This window comes from Pseudoalteromonas sp. SiA1 (assembly GCF_018732205.1).
In the GTDB taxonomy this organism is placed as follows: Bacteria; Pseudomonadota; Gammaproteobacteria; order Enterobacterales; family Alteromonadaceae; genus Pseudoalteromonas; species Pseudoalteromonas tetraodonis.
The window spans coordinates 66,078-83,149 of sequence record NZ_CP076085.1 but is presented as its reverse complement, the minus strand read 5'-3'; the positions used below and the strand labels follow the sequence as shown (position 1 = coordinate 83,149).

Below are 17,072 nucleotides of genomic sequence, written 5' to 3'. Positions count from 1 at the left end.
TATTTACTCTTTGTTGCTCGGTTTTTACTTAGCCCACTAGGTTACAAACCTCGCGCCGCGATTAAACACCCCCTAGTTTGAACAAATTTCAATCCACAAAGGTCAACAGACCCTAGTAAATATAAAAAAACACGCTACTGGTTAGCGTGTTTTTTTATTGCCTAGCAAAATCTTACTTTTATATTATTTATAGCGTTATAACTGCCACGCATAACTGACTTTAGTAAAGAAAGTACGTTGGTCTCGCTCAATGCTTTTTAACGAGTCATCCTGATAACCTTTATCTGAATACCCTAAGTAAAATAAGGTTTGTGCGTTAATTTTGTATGAGTACACCAGCTGACTACCGTAATCTTTGTTGATTTCGCTAACCTGATAAAAGTAAGCATCCTCATTTCTGTCTATATCTTCAAACTGTAAAATCAGCTTAAGCATAGCGCGCATACTAAACTTATAATAAAGCCTAAAATCAATAAGGTTTGCGGTAAAAACACGTCGCCCTTGGTAATCATCTAAATGGCTATAATTATGCCTAACATCGACCTGCCAATGGTTATTAATATCCCAAACAGCCTGCGATTGTGTGGTTAAAACATCGCCTAGCTGCTCATTAGTGTAATCTATACGGCTTGCATATTCGGCATATAACGATAATCTCAGATCTTTTGACGGTCTAAAAGCCGTATAAAAATAACCAATATTTTGGTTATAAAACTTGCCGTTATAATTTTCATAGCGATTTAACAAACCCAGCTCAAATACAGACTGCTTTTGACCTTGAAAGGTCATGTAACCTTCGTATTCTTCTTCAAGTAACTCGCCATTTTGCGCCCAGGTTTTATCCCAATCGGCGGTGTATGACCAGGTTGTTAGCATGTCATGTTCATCACCATACCAAGTTTGTCCGCCACCAAAGCCTACCTTTTCATAGTCTACCTTTTCTTGATAACCTAAATCGGTCCGGTAATCCTCACCAATATTGTCATAGGTCGCGTAGAGCTTATAATCACGCTTATCGCGTGTCAGCTTTAATGCATACGCCATATCCGACTGAGAGTCTGCTAAATTGTAGTTATCAACTAAAAACGGCGAGTTATTGGTATCAGCATTCGCGATTTGATAATTAAGCGTATCTGACTGATTAAACCAATAGCTTCCATCAACCGATAGCACCGTATTATGGTAGTCACTACTTTCTCTATGTGTAGAAGTGACACCAATAGTACCTTGTTGGCCAATATCATATTGATAACGTGCCACCACTGCTTTGGTTTTATCATTTAAGTTGGCAAAGCCCGAGCCTTGGTTAGTTGGCAATAAAATATTACTGTTATCGTCATCTGCAAACATCAGCGCATAACTGTGGCTGTCGGTTTTACCGGTGAGCTTGGCGCCAATATTTGGCTCAGCTATGGTACGGGTGTAAAGGAGTTCAAATAAGTTACTTTTAAAGTAAGATGCGCCATCTAAGAAAAACGGGCGTTTTTCTGCGTAATAAATAGAATATGTGGTGTTTACATCCAGTTCTAACGAATCGGTTTCTACCTGAGAGAAATCAGGGTTTATGGTGGCATTAATAACTGCATCTTTAGTGACGCCCCAACGCAGATCAAGCCCTACTTCTGTATTTACATCGCCGTTATCCCACGCACCAGGTACCTGTGTTTTTTGATCGTTTCTTAATGCGGTTAAGGTTGGCGTTAATTGCAGATTTTTACTCGGTGCTAAATTATTAAATCCAGTTATTTTGTCAAACTGACACAAACTACATTTAATATCACGGTCAAAGCCTGTACTTGATAATTGATACAACACATCACGCTGATAGTTGCGCATTACAGCAAAACCCCAGGTAGATTGATCTTTATTTTGTGCAAAGCGCAGAGCTTTAAACGGAATACGCATTTCAATTACGTAACCTTGCTCGTTTATGGTACCGGCACTGTCCCAAATGGCATCCCATGATAAGTCTGACACCCATTCATCGGTATCCGTCATGCGAAGATCACCTTGAGCGCCCAGTGGGTTTACATAAAACTCATAGCCTGTACGTTCATCGTTAAAGGTATCAATCACCAAACCGACAGTATCATCTTGCCAGAGGGTATCTCTGTCACGAAGCGCCGCGCGAATTTTACTCGGATCCGGGTCATAAGCTACAAACGCCACATATAAATTATGACCATCGTCATAAAGGTATGCATCTGTTTTTACTGGCGGTGTGCCTTTTTCATTCGGCTCATCTTGGTAATTTACCGCAACATGTGTTGCTTGTTGCCAATGTGGCTCGTTAAGCACGCCATCTACATCAATATTTTTATTAATGTGCGCGAGTTGATAATTAAGCTTATCGGCAAGTGCATTAGGGCTGAGAGTTAAACCGAGGCTGAAGCTGATCAACAACAGCCATTTTATTATTTTTGTAGGTATAAAGTACTGCATAAACATCCATTTAGATTTATTTACTTGTTAAAAGTAAACTTTGGTCTGGAGTGTAAATTATACAGGTACGTTTGTTAATACTTGCGCGTTAATATTTGCAATAAAATTAACAAAAAACTAATACACAACAAAATGGAATGATTATGTGTCGAGAAGTTTTAATTTATTAGCCACACCATTCCAACTATCGGCATCTTCCGGGGCGGGTTTAACTTGGGTGATGCGTGGCCATATTTCTGCTAGCTCCGCATTTAATTGGGTAAACTCTTTTTGCGATTCAGGTAATTCATCTTCTTGAAAAATAGCATCAGCGGCACACTCAGGTACGCATAAACCACAGTCAATACAGTCAATAGGACTAATAGCCAAAAAATTAGGACCTTCAAAAAATGCATCTGCAGGGCATACTGATACGCAATCAGTGTACTTACATTTTATACAATTTTCGGTGACTACAAACGCCATAATGGTTTAATACCTAATGTTTCACAATAACAGCTGCGGATCATACCCAACCCTTACCAAAACACAATAAATAAGTGCCAAAAGTGGGCAATTTAACGTAACATATGGCGCTTATAAATCAGCGCTTTGTGCACACCCCTTATTGTGAGCGGAATTTAATCCCCGCTATGACACCTAAAGAGATATTAATGATACGTTTAACCGAAATAAAGCTGCCGCTTGACCATGACGAAAATGCCATTGGCCAAGCCATCATCAATAAATTAAATATAAGCCCAGAGCAGCTACACAGCTACAATGTGTTTAAACGCGGTTACGATGCACGTAAAAAAAGCGCCATTTTACTGATTTACACGCTTGATGTTGAAGTGGATAACGAAGCACAACTGTTAACCTCGTTTGAAAAAGACCAACACGTTAAAGTCTCCCCTGACACCAACTACAAATTTGTAGCGCACGCCAATAGCAGTATTAAAGAACGCCCTGTGGTAATTGGCTTTGGCCCTTGTGGCTTATTTGCCGGTTTAGTGTTGGCACAAATGGGCTTTAACCCAATTATTTTAGAGCGCGGTAAAGAAGTGCGTGAGCGCACCAAAGACACCTTTGGCTTTTGGCGTAAAAAGGCCCTTAATACAGAATCAAACGTACAGTTTGGTGAAGGTGGCGCAGGCACGTTCTCAGACGGTAAGCTCTACAGCCAAGTAAAAGATCCTAAACATTATGGTCGTAAAGTCATTACTGAGTTCGTAGAGGCCGGCGCTCCTGAAGAAATTTTATACGTGAGTAAGCCGCATATTGGTACCTTTAAACTGGTAACCATGATTGAAAAAATGCGTGCACGTATTATTGAACTTGGTGGAGAAATTCGTTTTAGCACCCGCGTTGACGATATCCATTTAGACAACGGCCAAGTGACTGGGCTTACGCTTTCTAATGGTGAACAGCTTGAAACTCGCCATGTGATATTAGCGGTTGGCCACAGTGCCCGCGATACGTTTAAAATGATCCACGATAAAGGCATTTATGTTGAAGCTAAACCCTTTTCAGTGGGCTTTAGAATAGAACATAAGCAATCAATGATTGATGAATGCCGCTTTGGCGATAATGCGGGTAACCCTATTTTAGGCTCTGCAGATTACAAATTAGTACACCATTGTAATAACGGCCGTACTGTATATAGCTTTTGTATGTGCCCTGGCGGCACTGTAGTTGCCGCAACCTCTGAAGAAGGCCGAGTCGTCACCAACGGTATGAGCCAATATTCACGTAGTGAACGTAATGCTAACAGCGCTATTGTAGTGGGTATTTCGCCAGAAAAAGACTTCCCTGGGCATCCCCTAGCCGGCATTGATTTACAGCGTAAACTAGAAGAGCAAGCCTATGAACTTGGTGGTAAAAACTACGATGCCCCTGCACAGCTTATTGGCGACTTTTTAAAAGGTAAATCATCGGCTAATTTAGGCGATGTACAGCCTTCGTATACGCCGGGCATAAAACTGACTGATTTGAGCAACGTATTACCTCCTTTTGCGATTGAAGCCTTGCGTGAAGCAATTCCAGCCTTTAACAAGCAAATTCGTGGTTTTTCAACTAATGATGGCTTACTCACTGGGGTAGAAACGCGTACTTCATCACCAATAAGTATCAAGCGCGATAAAACCTTCCAAAGTATTAATACTAAAGGGCTTTACCCTGCAGGTGAAGGCGCGGGTTATGCGGGTGGTATTTTATCAGCGGGTATTGATGGTATTAAAGCCGCAGAGGCGGTTGCGTTATCGATGCTAGAAAACGCCTAACTCGATTTAATCGACCTTTATCGAAAAACCTCACAATGTGAGGTTTTTTTGTGCTAAAAATAACCTGTGTTTCCATAAAATAGATAATAACAATGATTATAAAACGGCTACTTTTAACCTTATGTGTTTGTACAATAACTAACTTACACGCAGCGGCTAACAATACAGAGCTTAAAACCATTAGTGACATTCACAGCGCCTATAAAAATAATAGCACTACAGCTGAACAGCTTACCCGCACTTATATCGACAGAATAAACGCGCTCAATCCTAAATATAATGCAGTAATTAGTATTGAGCCCACTGCAATTGAACAAGCCAAACAACTCGATGCACTGTTTAAAGCCGGAAAATGGGCAGGCCCTTTACATGGTATTGCGGTATTACTAAAAGATAACATTGAAACAACAGGTACATTACCCACTACAGCGGGCTCATTAGCACTTAAAAATAACATTACCAATAAAGATGCCTTTGTGGTTAAACAATTACGCCAAGCAGGCGCTATTATTTTAGGCAAAGCTAACTTAAGTGAATGGGCTAATTTTCGCTCATCGTATTCGTCATCTGGTTGGAGTGCAATAGGTGGGCAAACCCATAACGCCCATGATGTAACGCGTAATCCGTGTGGTTCAAGCTCGGGCTCTGCTGTCGCGGTTGCTTTAAATTTTGCACCTATTGCGCTGGGCACTGAAACCGACGGCTCAATTACCTGCCCTGCATCTGTTAATGGGGTGTACGCCATAAAACCCAGTATGGGACAAGTTTCGCGCGCAGGCGTGGTGCCACTTTCTAGTAGCCAAGATTCGGTAGGCCCAATGGCACATTCTTTAAAAGATGCACTCGCAGTATTGTCCGTCATTCAAGGGGAAGACCCTAATGATGTATCAACACTCAACGTAAATAGAAAGCTTGATAGTATAGCGCCTAAGCCGTCACTGAGAATAGGCGCTTTACCTGCCAGTAAGTTTACTGTGGAAACACAAAAACTTTACGCTAAACAGCTACAAGCATTAAAAGACGGAGGTCATACCGTTGTCAATGTTGAAGTAAAAGATGATTTAAGCACACTTTACGTTGATGAATACGCCATCTTGCTTTACGACTTTAAAGCCGAAATTAATCACTATTTAAGCCAAACACCAACGCAAGTAACGGTAAAAAGTTTAGACGATTTAATCGCATTCAATACCGCAAATAAAAAGCAAGAAATGCTCTACTTTGAGCAAGATATTTTACAGCAAGCCAACGCGGTTGATTTGAGTGAGAAACAACAATATCAAAAAACCAAGGCGCGTTATCGCGCACTAGCAAACCGCGCTATTAGCAATTTATACCGCAATAATAAGCTCGATATTGTGATTGCGCCCACCGTTTCGCCCGCCTGGAAAACCGATTTAATTAACGGTGATAACTTTAAAGGCAGTAGTAGTTCATTGCCTGCTATTGCAGGAACAACCCATATCACTCTGCCAGTAGGTAAAGTAAGCCACTTACCGGTTGGATTGTCGGTTATTGCTAATCAAAATGCTGAAGCGGCTGCTTATGCGTACGCTGCTATTATCGATAATGTATTAGGCATAAAAAAACCTGAGTAAACTCAGGTTTTTTTAATGGCTTAGCTATCTTACTTTTTAAGTGATAGCTTTTCGCCTTTTAAGCTTTTACGTACATTAGAAATACGCGAACGGTTCTTCGCTCTCGCTTCACCGGTAGCTTGGCCTGATGGCTTATTAGCACGGGTGCGGCGTAAATGCGCTGGCTTTTTACCAATTTTATCAATCAGTACTTCACGATTACTTACTTCGTAACCTTCTAAGTAAACACGTTTAATTTTTTGACCAATTAAGGTTTCAATTTCAAACAACATGTTTTCTTCTTCGCGGCTAACAAACGAAATTGCTTGACCTTGGTTACCAGCACGGCCTGTACGGCCAATGCGGTGTACGTAATCTTCAGCAAGCCAAGGTAAATCAATATTAATAACGCGCGGTAAACCGTCAATATCAATACCACGTGCTGCAACTTCTGTTGCAACTAGAACGCGTACTTTGCCTTCTTTGAATTCACGTAACGCACGACGACGGTTACCCTGCGATTTATCACCATGACACACTGCCGCTGGGATACCGTCTAGGTTAAGCTCAGTGACTAGCTCATCTGCGGTTTCTTTCATGTTTACAAACACCAGCACTTGCTGCCAGTTTTTCTTACCAATTAGCTCAGAAAGTAACTCTTGCTTACGGCGCTCTTCTACCGGGTAAACCACGTGTTGTACTGTGCTTGCGGTGCTGTTAGTTTGATCAACACGCACAATTTCAGGTTGCTTTAGCACTTTAGAGGCAAATTGTTTAATTGCTGCTGGGAAAGTTGCTGAAAACAATAAGATTTGACGCTCATCAGCACAGCTTTTTATCACGCTTTGCATGTCATTAATAAAGCCCATATCGAGCATACGGTCAGCTTCATCAAGTACTAAGTGTTTTACTTGGGCAAGGCTTAAGTTACCTAAACGAATATGATCAAGTAAACGCCCTGGTGTTGCTACTACAATATCCACACCTTCTTTGAGTGCAATTTCTTGTCCTGCGGTATTAACACCACCAAATAAACTCACTACTTTTAGCGAAGTGTACTTAGCAAAGTCTTTAAAGTTATTCGCTATTTGCTCTGCAAGCTCACGCGTAGGCGCAAGGACTAAGGCGCTTGGCGCATTCGTAGTACTGCAATCTGACTCAAATAACTTTTGGATAATAGGGAGTGCAAAGGCAGCGGTTTTACCTGTGCCGGTTTGTGCACTCGCTAAAACGTCTTTACCTTTACGAACAGCCGGAATAGCTGCGCGCTGAATGGGCGTAAGGGTGTGGTAATTAAGTTCGTCTAACGCCTGAATAAGTTCAGGGGCAAAACTAAAAGATTTAAAATTCATTGCTGTATAACCTGCGGCCACATTATCAAGGGTCGCAAATTATACAGTAAAATCGCTTAAACAGTTAGTTTTAAACACCAGAAACCACTAATTTATAAAATGCAGGGTAATTAGCTATTATTAGCCGCTGTTTGAATTAGCTAAATGATTTTAACTCGCAATATTAATCCTCGCTTATTCACTTCTTTATTGCGATTTTATAAACTTTACACCGTTCTTTTACATTGTGTTACATAACCATTTGCATTTAAATAAAAAAAGCAGGTACACTTTCCCGCCCATTTTGTTGGGTGAATATAAATTAAAGGAAATTAATAATGATAAAAAGATGTTTAACTGCTGCGGTATTAGTAAGCGCGTTTGTTTCAATGCCGTCACAAGCAAAAAGTGGCATCAACCCATGGCAACAATGTGGTATTGGCGCGATGGTTTTCCCAGATAATGGCGTTGCTGCAGCAATTTCTAATATTATTTGGGATTTAGGCACAACTGCAGTGTCTTCTAACATCTCTTCAGTAGAAAGTTGTGAAGGCGCTAACGTAAAAACAGCGCAGTTTATTCAACAAACTTTTCCTGTATTAGAACAAGAAATAGCACAGGGTGAAGGCGAGTATATCGCTGCAATGCTTAACGTACGTGGTTGTGATGTAACTGCACATCAACAAATTATCACTTCGGTACGTAACGATTACGCAAACGCGCCAATAGACAATGCACAAGCATTTTATGAATTAGTTGAAGGTAAAATTACAACTAACTTTTCATCTCAATGCGCTGCAATCTAATAATTAAAGGGCTTAACAGCCCTTTTTTTTGGTTAAACAATGAAACCTCTATTTTATTTAATTAGTGCTTTTTTATTCATCTCTTTCTCAAGCTCTGCCACGAAATCTATCTCTGTTTTAGCCAAACACCCAATATGGTTGAAATTAGGGCATTACAAAAACCAACCAGCTACCATCAGTTATATTACTAACGCATCATTTTTTATTGCAGATAACGGACGTACTGATCCGGCTGCCGAATTAAAAGCAACAATCCATGCTTTTAATAACCTGCCCTCAATGCCATGTCGCTACCCTGCTCGTTACCAATGGCTCAAAGAGCAAGGTTTAACCTTTTCAATGCCAGCTGCAGAGTGCCCAAAATTAAAGCAATGGCGAGAGCAACAAGCAATTCACTCTGTTAGTTTAGTATTTGCATCTGGTTATATGAGTAATCCCGCATCATTATATGGTCATTTATTACTTAAACTTAATCGCTCGACCGAATCAAAAAACAAATTATTAGATTACAGTATTAACTATGGCGCACACGTTCCAGATAATGAAAACGGCTTGGTGTATATTCTCAAGGGCTTGTTTGGTGGTTATAAAGCCGGTTTTTCAGATCAACTATTTTACCGCCACCAGCATAATTACGGTGAGATAGAATTAAGAGATTTATGGGAATATACGCTTAATCTAAACGAGCGCGACGTGGCTTTTATTGCTAATCACTTATGGGAAATTTTAGGCACTGAATTTGATTATTACTTTGCCGATGAAAACTGTGCATTTCATCTTGCGCAAATTATTGAACTTGTTATTGGCGATCAACTAACCAGCGAAGGCGCTCCTTGGGTAATACCAGCCACTATTTTTTCAAGATTAAACACGGCCACTTACCAAGGCCAATCGGCGGTTAAAAATATCACATTTACCCCCTCGCGCGACACTGTATTTGCCAAGCACGTTCAATCTTTAAGTGAAAAAGAGCTCAGCTTTGCAAAACAAATCTTTGCCGAATCACCTGTACTTAAAAACGAATCGTTTTTAGCTTTGCCAGTACACTCTCAAAAAGCCATTATTGGCGCTTTATTTGAACTCGTACAAGTAAAACAAATTCAAAAGCAAACCCCAGTAAAAATAAGTGAGTTAAAGAATGCACTTATTAAAGCGCGCTTAAAGCTGCCAATGGGCGAAAACAAAGTAAAATTTCAATTTACCCAACAGCCACCACATCAAGGGCAAAAGCCCTCTAATAGCTCAGTTTCTGCGGTGCACACGGCTGAGCAAACACAGTACACTTTGGGTTTTAGGTTGAGTTATTTTGATACCCTTGCCTCTGATATTGCCCGCATTCCATTTTCTAATTTAGAAATGTTAGATACCGAGCTGATGTTTACTGATGGCGAAACTTACATAAACAAAGTTCATTTATTAGATTTGGAGTCATTCAATCCAAACCAATTATCTTGGGCTAATGAATCTAAGTGGTCGTGGAAAATTAATGTTGGATTCGACAGACAACCAGCACTGTGCAGAACCTGTAAACGTAGGTTTGTTATGGGGGGAGCCGGACAAGCTTGGCAATTTAGCAACAACACCTTAGCCTATAGCTTAATTAATGGTTATTTAGGTGATTTAGCTAAAAACAGCCACTTTTATGATTCGTCGGTAGAAGTGGGGGTTATTACTGGTACTGACTCAGGTATTAAACTTAAAGCATCCTACGAAAAGTCATTCTTAAATGCCAAAAACCCTGCGCAAACCAAACTAGAAATGGCAGTGCCTTTAAGCCAAGATATTGATATTAGATTAGCGGTCACTCACGCTAATTCAGCTATGTGGCAGCTTAAACTCAACTACTATTGGCAGTGATATAAAAAAGCAGCCTCTGTGTATACAGTAGGCTGCTTTGAAAATTTAGTATTTAATAAATAGTCTAACAGTTTAAGATAAAATCAAAACCTTACTAATATCCACACACTGCGCTCGACTACCGACAAAATCTTGCTCATTAAGCTGATTAATTAGGGTTTCACCTTGTTGCTGTTGCTCATCGCTAAGCGGCACATAAGGCATTCTAAACACTGGGTTAACCGCGCCTGTCATGATCATCGCGGTGTTAATGGCAATTGGGTTTGGCTCGCAAAACAGCCAGTTCATTAATGGTTGTAATGAATTATTTAGCGCATCATTTTTGCTATCCATTAATTGACGGAACAAACCCGGGATCAGGTTAGACGTAACTGAAATAACGCCATGTGCTTTATGAGTATGGCGTGCATCGTGTGCTTCGTCATCATTACCAGACCAACACGCAATACCCTGTCGTTCATAGTGCGCTATACGCTCATTGCCACCACATTCTTTAACACCAATAAAGTGCTCATGCTGGGCCAGTGGTTCAATAATATCAGGGGTGAGGTCTTGACCTGTGCGCCCTGCTACGTTGTAAATAAACGCCGGACCAATATCAAGCACACGTTTAAAGTGCTCTTTAACACCGGCAATTGATGTGCGCCCGTAGTAAGGGTTAATTTGTAATGAGGCATGCATGCCGCTGGCAAAACCATATTTTGTTGCTTTAATTGCTTCGCGCGTATTATTACTGCCGGTGTTACCTACAATCAGTAATTGCTCACCAAATTTATTGGCACTGTGCGCAATTAGCATTAAGTGCTCTTCCCAGTTCATTAATTGGCCTTCACCGGTAGTGCCACCAACAACTATGCCGTCAACACCCGCTGCAATTTGTATTTCAACGAGTTCATCATACTTTGCAATATCTATCTCACCATTGGCTAAGTAAGGTGTTTTAATTGCAGTAATAAGGCTTGCTTGTTTAATTTGTTCTAGGGTGCGCATAAAAAAATCATTGTTATTAATACTTGCCCTATTTGTACCATATTTACCGCGCTATTTGCAGTGATAGCCAGTATTTAATTATAAAATGGCTTGTGTTATTGAGTTTGATGATACAAAATAAACAACTGTATAAATAAACAGTATTTTGTTTTTTACTATTAAGCGAGCCACTATGCGTTTATCTGACTATTTAAGCACTCACTTTTATCACACTGATGAGTTATGCCAAGCACTCAACATAGACACTGAAACTCTTGAAAATTGGCAAGCACAGAGCATTTTCCCTAAACCCAGTTATTGCATTAAAAATCAAATGAGCTGCAGCTCTTATTCAGGGTTATATGAATGTGAAGAATACGACGATTATTATCCCCGAGGTTGTGTAAATTGGGGGCAAGGATTAGTTAAACAAAAAATTGAATCATCTAACCAAGCTTTTAATCTGTTTACCCAGCACTATACCCAATGTTTGGCAAAGCTTGCACAGCAAGGCTTTATATTTAACGAAGAATTGTTTGGCTGTGAAATAGAAGAACATTTACAGCAAGTATGGCAACAATTTTTATGCAGCAAATATGGCGTGCTCACCCAAAACGGCTTAATTGATGAAATTGTGGCTGTGGATATTGGCAGATTATTAGTAGACGATATAACCGAACTGCGCAGCAAAGCCAGTTTAGATAAGGATGAGCGCACCCGCATTCATCCTGCTATGAAGCTTTTAAATAAAGCCCTCAGCCATGGCGCCGATCACGAAAAGCAACTCACATTACGTAGCCGCTATATTGATGCTCTTATTTTAAAATACGATTTATCGATTAAGTAAAGGGTCGTGTTTGGCTGAGGAGTTTAGCTATTTAAGGTTGTTATTTGAATGCTGCTAAAGCCCTGAACACATTTTTTGCGCTTTTATTGTTTGCTCAAGCTTGATTGTTTTTAATCCCTATAGCAGTAACGAATTATGTGAGAATATTAACCGTGTTTTAGAGCCCTAAGTTATGGCTATCTTTCTTCTATTCGACATAAATCGATAAGAACTTAGCTGTAGTGGAGCTTTAGGACCTATATTAAGACTTACTGTCCAAGTTATTTTCTTTTGAGACTCTACGAGCTGCCATTAGATCTAGATTCAATTGTTTTGCTATTGATATGAGCAAGGCCAACTCTTGTTCAATAAGTGGTAACGCATTAATTTCAAATGCTGACTGGTCGATCCAAGTTGGCTCTAAGAGGTTTTCTGTATGCCGAATAAAAAATACGGCTTTATTGCCAACAAATTCACATTCAAGTTGAGTAGCATTAACTTTCATAACAAAGGCGTATAATAACGACAGCAGTTGTTCCATCATAACCGGTGTTAGAATATAACGCGCTAAAACCTGATCATTTGAATAAACTTCAAATTTATTTTCAAAGTCGACGTTTTCTAGGGCGACTTTCTCAGTTGCTTTGTTATCTTTAGTGAGCCAGTTTAATACCTTGCCATGATCATGTTTCACAAGCGTATGTGAATTAAAATTAAAAGGCATTGTAAGTAAGACTAAACACCCTTTAAATACTCTATTACTACCATTTTTACTTCTTTTATGAAGAGTTAACTCAGTAAATTCAAATCCAATGTCGTCTATCTTTCCTGTTACGCAGTCTTCAGTTTTTAGATAATCAAAATTAGAAGCAATAGCTAAATTTTTGATGTCGTTTGCTTGTAAATTCGATTTAAGTGAATAAGTAAAGTCGCCATACATTTTCACAAGGATTGGCATTACTTTAAGTTTATAATGACGAACATAATCAAGCGCTGGCTTGTATGCCCATCCGGTTCCGATACAAAAAGATACTGGAATTATATACAAGAAACTACCGTCTTCACCTGCAAATAAAGCAAAAATAGTAATCAAAGCCGCGATAGGCAAAATTACAAAGTTTAGCTGACGCTTACGTTTAATAAATTTTGCATGCAATGACTCACGATTTAGCTCAATTGACTTTAATTGAGGCTTAATGTCATTTTCAAATGTATTTTTTAACTCATCTGATGCATAAGCGTTATTAAGCTCTTTATTTTTTTGCCCAAAGCGTAGTTTAAAAGCATCAAAATAATCAGTGAATTCTGATATTTTATTCAACATATCAAATCCTTATTAAGAATCTAATATGTCTGTGGCAATGACTGGTTGACGTTCAGACTCTGAGACCTCAAAGAAAGCAACAGTTCGAACACCTATTATGCTTGCAATAATATTCCCAGGAAACACCTGAATACTATTTCTAAGTACTCGATTTGCACTATTAAAGTTGCGTCTTGCCGCTGAAATATGTTCTTCGATGTCAGCATAGGTACGTTGTGCATCAAGCATAGTTTTATCTGACTTAAGTTCTGGATAGTTTTCCACAGCAACCATTAAACCCGATAGTGAGTTTTGCAACTGTCCCTCTAATTTAAAACGCTCATCAGTATCATTATTACTACTTGATTGTAATATGTTGCTGCGTAAACGTGTTATCTCTTCAAGCAGCTCTTTTTCATGACTCATAAACTTTTTAGCGATAGCTAAAATATTAGGAATTAATTCTGTTCGCTTTTTCAATTGTACATCTATACCAGAAAAAGCCTCTTGCATCGCATTTCGTTTAGTAATAATTGATACATACCATGCATAAAAAATAACAACAAAAACAACGACGATTGCGATCACAACCCAGTTATTACTGAAAAACTCTGACATATCAATCCCTTGTTAAAAAATAGTCCATCACAAACTTTATAACATAATTAATTTTAAAAAAAAACGTTAAATAAATAACCTGAGATAAATTAACTTTATTAAATGATCCCAACCTAAAAAAGATCCTGAAATTGTTCTACAAAACTTACTATTATTAAACTCTACATTTAATTTCTTGCAACTTGAGAAGGTTAGTTTCAATTTTAAATAAATGTCGTTGCAAAACTTAAATCACAGACATGAAAGTGCAAGCTCTTTGTAGTTAAAGTAAGTACCAGATTGTTAGGTATCTCCAGTAATCGAAACAATATCTTCAAAAAAACACTTCAAGCGCTCTTTCGACTCTTCCGGCGACAGTTCTTCACGCAGAGGATTTGAGTGAGTTGCACCATTATACTTATAGAATGGCTTATATTTGTAGGGAGTATTTGGAAATCATATTAAAAAAGGGAGCTGTAAGTTACAGCCCCTACTTGGGCATTAGCTTTGTGCTGCTAACCAATGGTTTTATACACATCAATATTAGTAGAGGTAATAAATGTACCGACTGCATCACCAAACGCTTTAAAGTGGGGCGCGTTTTTATGGGCTTCAAAGTGCTCATTAGACGCCCATTGCTCACTCACTAAATAGGTGGGTTGCTCAGCCTCGTTTTTAACTGATAGTTCGTAACGCAGGCAGCCTACTTCTTGGCGCGAGGACTGTTGTAAGTTTTCGAGCTCGGTTAATAGACGCTCTGCATCGCTATTTTCACTCGATAGTGTAGCAATTACCGTTAACATGGGTGTTCCTTGTTTCAATAATAAAGGTGCAGCTCAACTGCACCTGTTTTGGTTCTGGCTTTTTGGTTATTGATCCCACTGTGGTGCAAAGTCAGGCGTTGCTTGGCGGTCGTTGCAATCAAGGCCATCAATTCGCGCTATATCTTCATCATCAAGTTTTACCTTGTCGTTAAAGTTATCTTCTAAGTTTTTACGCTTGGTCGATGATGGAATTGTGGTCATGCCGTTGGCATTTTCCCATGCAATAACCACTTGCGCTGGCGTTGCATCGTGTTTATTAGCAATATCTATAATGGTTTGATCGTTTAACACTTTACCAACCACAAACGGCATATAGGCTGTTACATGTATGTCATGTTGAGCACAAAAGGCGCGCAGTTTGGTATTGGTTAAATAGGGATGCACTTCTACTTGGTTAGTAAATATTTCACGCGAGTCTAACGTTTGCATCGCTTCTTTTAAGTTCGCAATAGTGAAGTTTGATACACCTATATGTTTGGTTAACCCTAACTTTTTAGCTTTTAGTAGCTCAGTCAGGTATTCGCTCATAGGCTCATTGTTTGATGGTGCAGGCCAGTGAACTAGCAATAAATCAACCGAGTCAACTTGTAACTTTTCTAATGATTTTTCTACACTTGCGATAAAGTCGTTTTTATTGAGTTTATTGTTCCATACTTTGGTAGTAATAAATAACTCATCTCTGGGAATATTACTGTCTTTAATGGCTTGGCCAACTTGCTCTTCGTTGCCATAAATTTGCGCGGTATCAATATGACGAAATCCTACTTCTAACGCCATTTTTACAGATTCATAAGCAGTTTTACCTTCTAAACGAAAAGTACCCATACCTAAGTCTGGCATTTCAATTACACGTTGTGTCATAGCTTTATCCTTATTAAATAATTGGTTTAAAATTCAAACGTCGTGTTTACTAAATACACCGATTACTTTTTGATTTAAAATTTCGACCTCATGAAAATACTGAGGTCATTCATTTTTATTTCAAGACTAACCTACATAAGTTTCGCTTTATTTAGCCTGAACATTTTGTTTATCTAGCCTGCCACTGTACCGGGTGACTATTAAAGCCAGCAATGAAACAACGGCGCCAATCCATGCGGTATCTTTTAGTTCCATGTGCTCTACTACAAGGCCCCCCGTAATAGAACCCAATGCTATGCCAATGTTAAATGCTGCTATATTTAATCCAGATGCAACATCGACTGCGTTAGGAGTATGTTGCTGAGCTTGCTTAACAACATAAAGCTGCAAACCAGGTACATTACCAAATGCAAATGCCCCCCAAACTAATATGGTTAATACGGCAGCAACCTTTGACTCCATGGTAAAAGTAAATATCAGTAGAATTACAGTAAGTGCACTAAAAATAATGCTCAGCGCACTGATCGGGCCTCGCTTGTCAGCTAATTTTCCACCCCATATATTACCAACAGCCACTGAGACACCATATACCAGCATAATTATGCCAATTGTTGAAGATGCAAATCCTGTCTGCTGCTCTAAAATGGGGGCCAAGTAAGTAAACGCAGTAAACGTGCCGCCATAGCCTAAAATTGTCATTAAATACACAAGCAGTAATCTAGGTTTAGTAACAACTTGAAGTTGCTCTTTAAAGGTTGCCGGTACTGATTGCTTTAAATTTTTAGGTACTAATACAGCACTTCCAATTAAAGCGATAATACCAAGTGATGACACCACTAAAAATGTAGCGCGCCAACCAAAGTGCTGCCCTATCCAAGTACCTAATGGCACACCCGTTACTAGCGCTACCGTAAGGCCGGTAAACATAATTGCAATGGCGCTAGCCTCTTTATCTTTACTTACTAAGCTTGTCGCTATCATTGAGCCAATAGAGAAAAATACACCGTGAGCAAGTCCAGTTAAAATGCGTGCTATTATTAACGTTTCGTAGCTAGGGGCTTGCCAAGCTAATAAGTTACCCATAACAAATAAGCCCATAAGACTTATAAGTACCACTTTTCGGTTCCAGCGACCCGTTAATGCAGTGAGAACCGGTGCGCCAATAGCTACACCAACCGCATATAAGCTCACTAGTAAGCCTGCTGATGGTAAGCTCACGCCTAAATCGTTTGCAATAGTTGGCACTAAACCCACTATAACAAACTCTGTTGTTCCAATTGCAAATGCGCTTAAGGTAAGCGCCCATAAAGCCAATGGCATAGTTACATCCTCATTTTTAAAATAGATGTACAGTGTGAGTAAAAATGCCTTTGCAATAAATGGCATAAATGGCAAAATACTTTTGTTTATTTTGCAAA

14 protein-coding genes are annotated in these 17,072 nt (G+C 39.3%); 5 read left to right on the top strand and 9 right to left on the bottom strand.

Annotated features, from left to right (window positions below; translation table 11 throughout):
* Positions 1-195: 195 nt before the first annotated feature.
* Both KK487_RS15900 and fdxA read right to left on the bottom strand, forming a co-directional pair.
* Entirely contained in the window at positions 196-2,442 is a 2,247-nt protein-coding gene (locus tag KK487_RS15900; RefSeq protein ID WP_016899724.1) for a carbohydrate binding family 9 domain-containing protein, read from the bottom strand.
* A gap of 141 nt (positions 2,443-2,583) precedes the next feature.
* Positions 2,584-2,907, bottom strand: coding sequence for a ferredoxin FdxA (gene fdxA / locus KK487_RS15895; protein WP_008114035.1), 324 nt, complete (start codon positions 2,905-2,907; stop codon positions 2,584-2,586).
* Positions 2,908-3,095: 188 nt separating this feature from the next.
* Between fdxA and KK487_RS15890 the strand changes: the two genes are divergently transcribed.
* On the top strand, positions 3,096-4,703 hold the full coding sequence (locus tag KK487_RS15890; protein ID WP_013463219.1) for an NAD(P)/FAD-dependent oxidoreductase: 1,608 nt from the start codon (positions 3,096-3,098) through the stop codon (positions 4,701-4,703).
* 92 nt (positions 4,704-4,795) lie between these two features.
* Positions 4,796-6,301 (top strand): amidase family protein, encoded by a 1,506-nt coding sequence (locus tag KK487_RS15885; RefSeq protein ID WP_016899721.1) that lies wholly within the window; start codon positions 4,796-4,798, stop codon positions 6,299-6,301.
* Positions 6,302-6,330: 29 nt separating this feature from the next.
* Here the strand turns inward: KK487_RS15885 and KK487_RS15880 are convergent, their stop codons facing one another.
* Positions 6,331-7,632, bottom strand: coding sequence for a DEAD/DEAH box helicase (locus tag KK487_RS15880; protein WP_016899720.1), 1,302 nt, complete (start codon positions 7,630-7,632; stop codon positions 6,331-6,333).
* Positions 7,633-7,949: 317 nt separating this feature from the next.
* Here KK487_RS15880 and KK487_RS15875 point away from each other — a divergent pair, with 317 nt between their 5' ends.
* Both KK487_RS15875 and KK487_RS15870 read left to right on the top strand, forming a co-directional pair.
* Positions 7,950-8,417 (top strand): DUF3015 family protein, encoded by a 468-nt coding sequence (locus tag KK487_RS15875; RefSeq protein WP_008115277.1) that lies wholly within the window; start codon positions 7,950-7,952, stop codon positions 8,415-8,417.
* Positions 8,418-8,456: 39 nt separating this feature from the next.
* Positions 8,457-10,274: an Lnb N-terminal periplasmic domain-containing protein gene (locus KK487_RS15870; RefSeq protein WP_016899719.1), complete on the top strand. Its 1,818-nt coding sequence runs from the start codon at positions 8,457-8,459 to the stop codon at positions 10,272-10,274.
* A gap of 72 nt (positions 10,275-10,346) precedes the next feature.
* Here the strand turns inward: KK487_RS15870 and dapA are convergent, their stop codons facing one another.
* The gene (gene dapA, locus KK487_RS15865) at positions 10,347-11,264 is read right to left on the bottom strand and encodes a 4-hydroxy-tetrahydrodipicolinate synthase (protein WP_016899718.1); all 918 of its coding nucleotides are present in this window, start codon (positions 11,262-11,264) and stop codon (positions 10,347-10,349) included.
* 172 nt (positions 11,265-11,436) lie between these two features.
* On the opposite strand from dapA, the gene KK487_RS15860 reads away from it, so the two are divergent.
* Positions 11,437-12,090 carry a DUF6058 family natural product biosynthesis protein gene (locus KK487_RS15860; protein ID WP_016899717.1) on the top strand — a complete coding sequence of 218 codons (654 nt, stop codon included), beginning with the start codon at positions 11,437-11,439 and terminating at the stop codon, positions 12,088-12,090.
* A 241-nt stretch (positions 12,091-12,331) separates the two neighbouring features.
* On the opposite strand, the gene KK487_RS15855 is transcribed toward KK487_RS15860, so the two are convergent.
* The 5 genes from KK487_RS15855 to KK487_RS15835 all read right to left on the bottom strand — a co-directional run bounded on the left by KK487_RS15855 (position 12,332) and on the right by KK487_RS15835 (position 16,974).
* Positions 12,332-13,393 carry a DUF3137 domain-containing protein gene (locus tag KK487_RS15855; RefSeq protein WP_215522191.1) on the bottom strand — a complete coding sequence of 354 codons (1,062 nt, stop codon included), beginning with the start codon at positions 13,391-13,393 and terminating at the stop codon, positions 12,332-12,334.
* Between the two features lie 12 nt (positions 13,394-13,405).
* The gene (locus tag KK487_RS15850) at positions 13,406-13,990 is read right to left on the bottom strand and encodes a LemA family protein (protein WP_016899715.1); all 585 of its coding nucleotides are present in this window, start codon (positions 13,988-13,990) and stop codon (positions 13,406-13,408) included.
* 494 nt (positions 13,991-14,484) lie between these two features.
* On the bottom strand, positions 14,485-14,772 hold the full coding sequence (locus KK487_RS15845) for a putative quinol monooxygenase (protein WP_016899714.1): 288 nt from the start codon (positions 14,770-14,772) through the stop codon (positions 14,485-14,487).
* A 66-nt stretch (positions 14,773-14,838) separates the two neighbouring features.
* Complete coding sequence (dkgB, locus tag KK487_RS15840; protein ID WP_013463211.1) at positions 14,839-15,654, bottom strand: 2,5-didehydrogluconate reductase DkgB; 816 nt, start codon at positions 15,652-15,654, stop codon at positions 14,839-14,841.
* A 147-nt stretch (positions 15,655-15,801) separates the two neighbouring features.
* Positions 15,802-16,974 carry an MFS transporter gene (locus KK487_RS15835; protein WP_029609950.1) on the bottom strand — a complete coding sequence of 391 codons (1,173 nt, stop codon included), beginning with the start codon at positions 16,972-16,974 and terminating at the stop codon, positions 15,802-15,804.
* Between the last annotated feature and the right edge of the window lie 98 nt (positions 16,975-17,072).

Coding starts and splice junctions, on each gene's coding strand:
- KK487_RS15900 (WP_016899724.1), bottom strand. CDS start 2,442: ATGCAGTACTTTATACCTACAAAAATAATAAAATGGCTGTTGTTGATC.
- fdxA (WP_008114035.1), bottom strand. CDS start 2,907: ATGGCGTTTGTAGTCACCGAAAATTGTATAAAATGTAAGTACACTGAT.
- KK487_RS15890 (WP_013463219.1), top strand. CDS start 3,096: ATGATACGTTTAACCGAAATAAAGCTGCCGCTTGACCATGACGAAAAT.
- KK487_RS15885 (WP_016899721.1), top strand. CDS start 4,796: ATGATTATAAAACGGCTACTTTTAACCTTATGTGTTTGTACAATAACT.
- KK487_RS15880 (WP_016899720.1), bottom strand. CDS start 7,632: ATGAATTTTAAATCTTTTAGTTTTGCCCCTGAACTTATTCAGGCGTTA.
- KK487_RS15875 (WP_008115277.1), top strand. CDS start 7,950: ATGATAAAAAGATGTTTAACTGCTGCGGTATTAGTAAGCGCGTTTGTT.
- KK487_RS15870 (WP_016899719.1), top strand. CDS start 8,457: ATGAAACCTCTATTTTATTTAATTAGTGCTTTTTTATTCATCTCTTTC.
- dapA (WP_016899718.1), bottom strand. CDS start 11,264: ATGCGCACCCTAGAACAAATTAAACAAGCAAGCCTTATTACTGCAATT.
- KK487_RS15860 (WP_016899717.1), top strand. CDS start 11,437: ATGCGTTTATCTGACTATTTAAGCACTCACTTTTATCACACTGATGAG.
- KK487_RS15855 (WP_215522191.1), bottom strand. CDS start 13,393: ATGTTGAATAAAATATCAGAATTCACTGATTATTTTGATGCTTTTAAA.
- KK487_RS15850 (WP_016899715.1), bottom strand. CDS start 13,990: ATGTCAGAGTTTTTCAGTAATAACTGGGTTGTGATCGCAATCGTCGTT.
- KK487_RS15845 (WP_016899714.1), bottom strand. CDS start 14,772: ATGTTAACGGTAATTGCTACACTATCGAGTGAAAATAGCGATGCAGAG.
- dkgB (WP_013463211.1), bottom strand. CDS start 15,654: ATGACACAACGTGTAATTGAAATGCCAGACTTAGGTATGGGTACTTTT.
- KK487_RS15835 (WP_029609950.1), bottom strand. CDS start 16,974: ATGCCATTGGCTTTATGGGCGCTTACCTTAAGCGCATTTGCAATTGGA.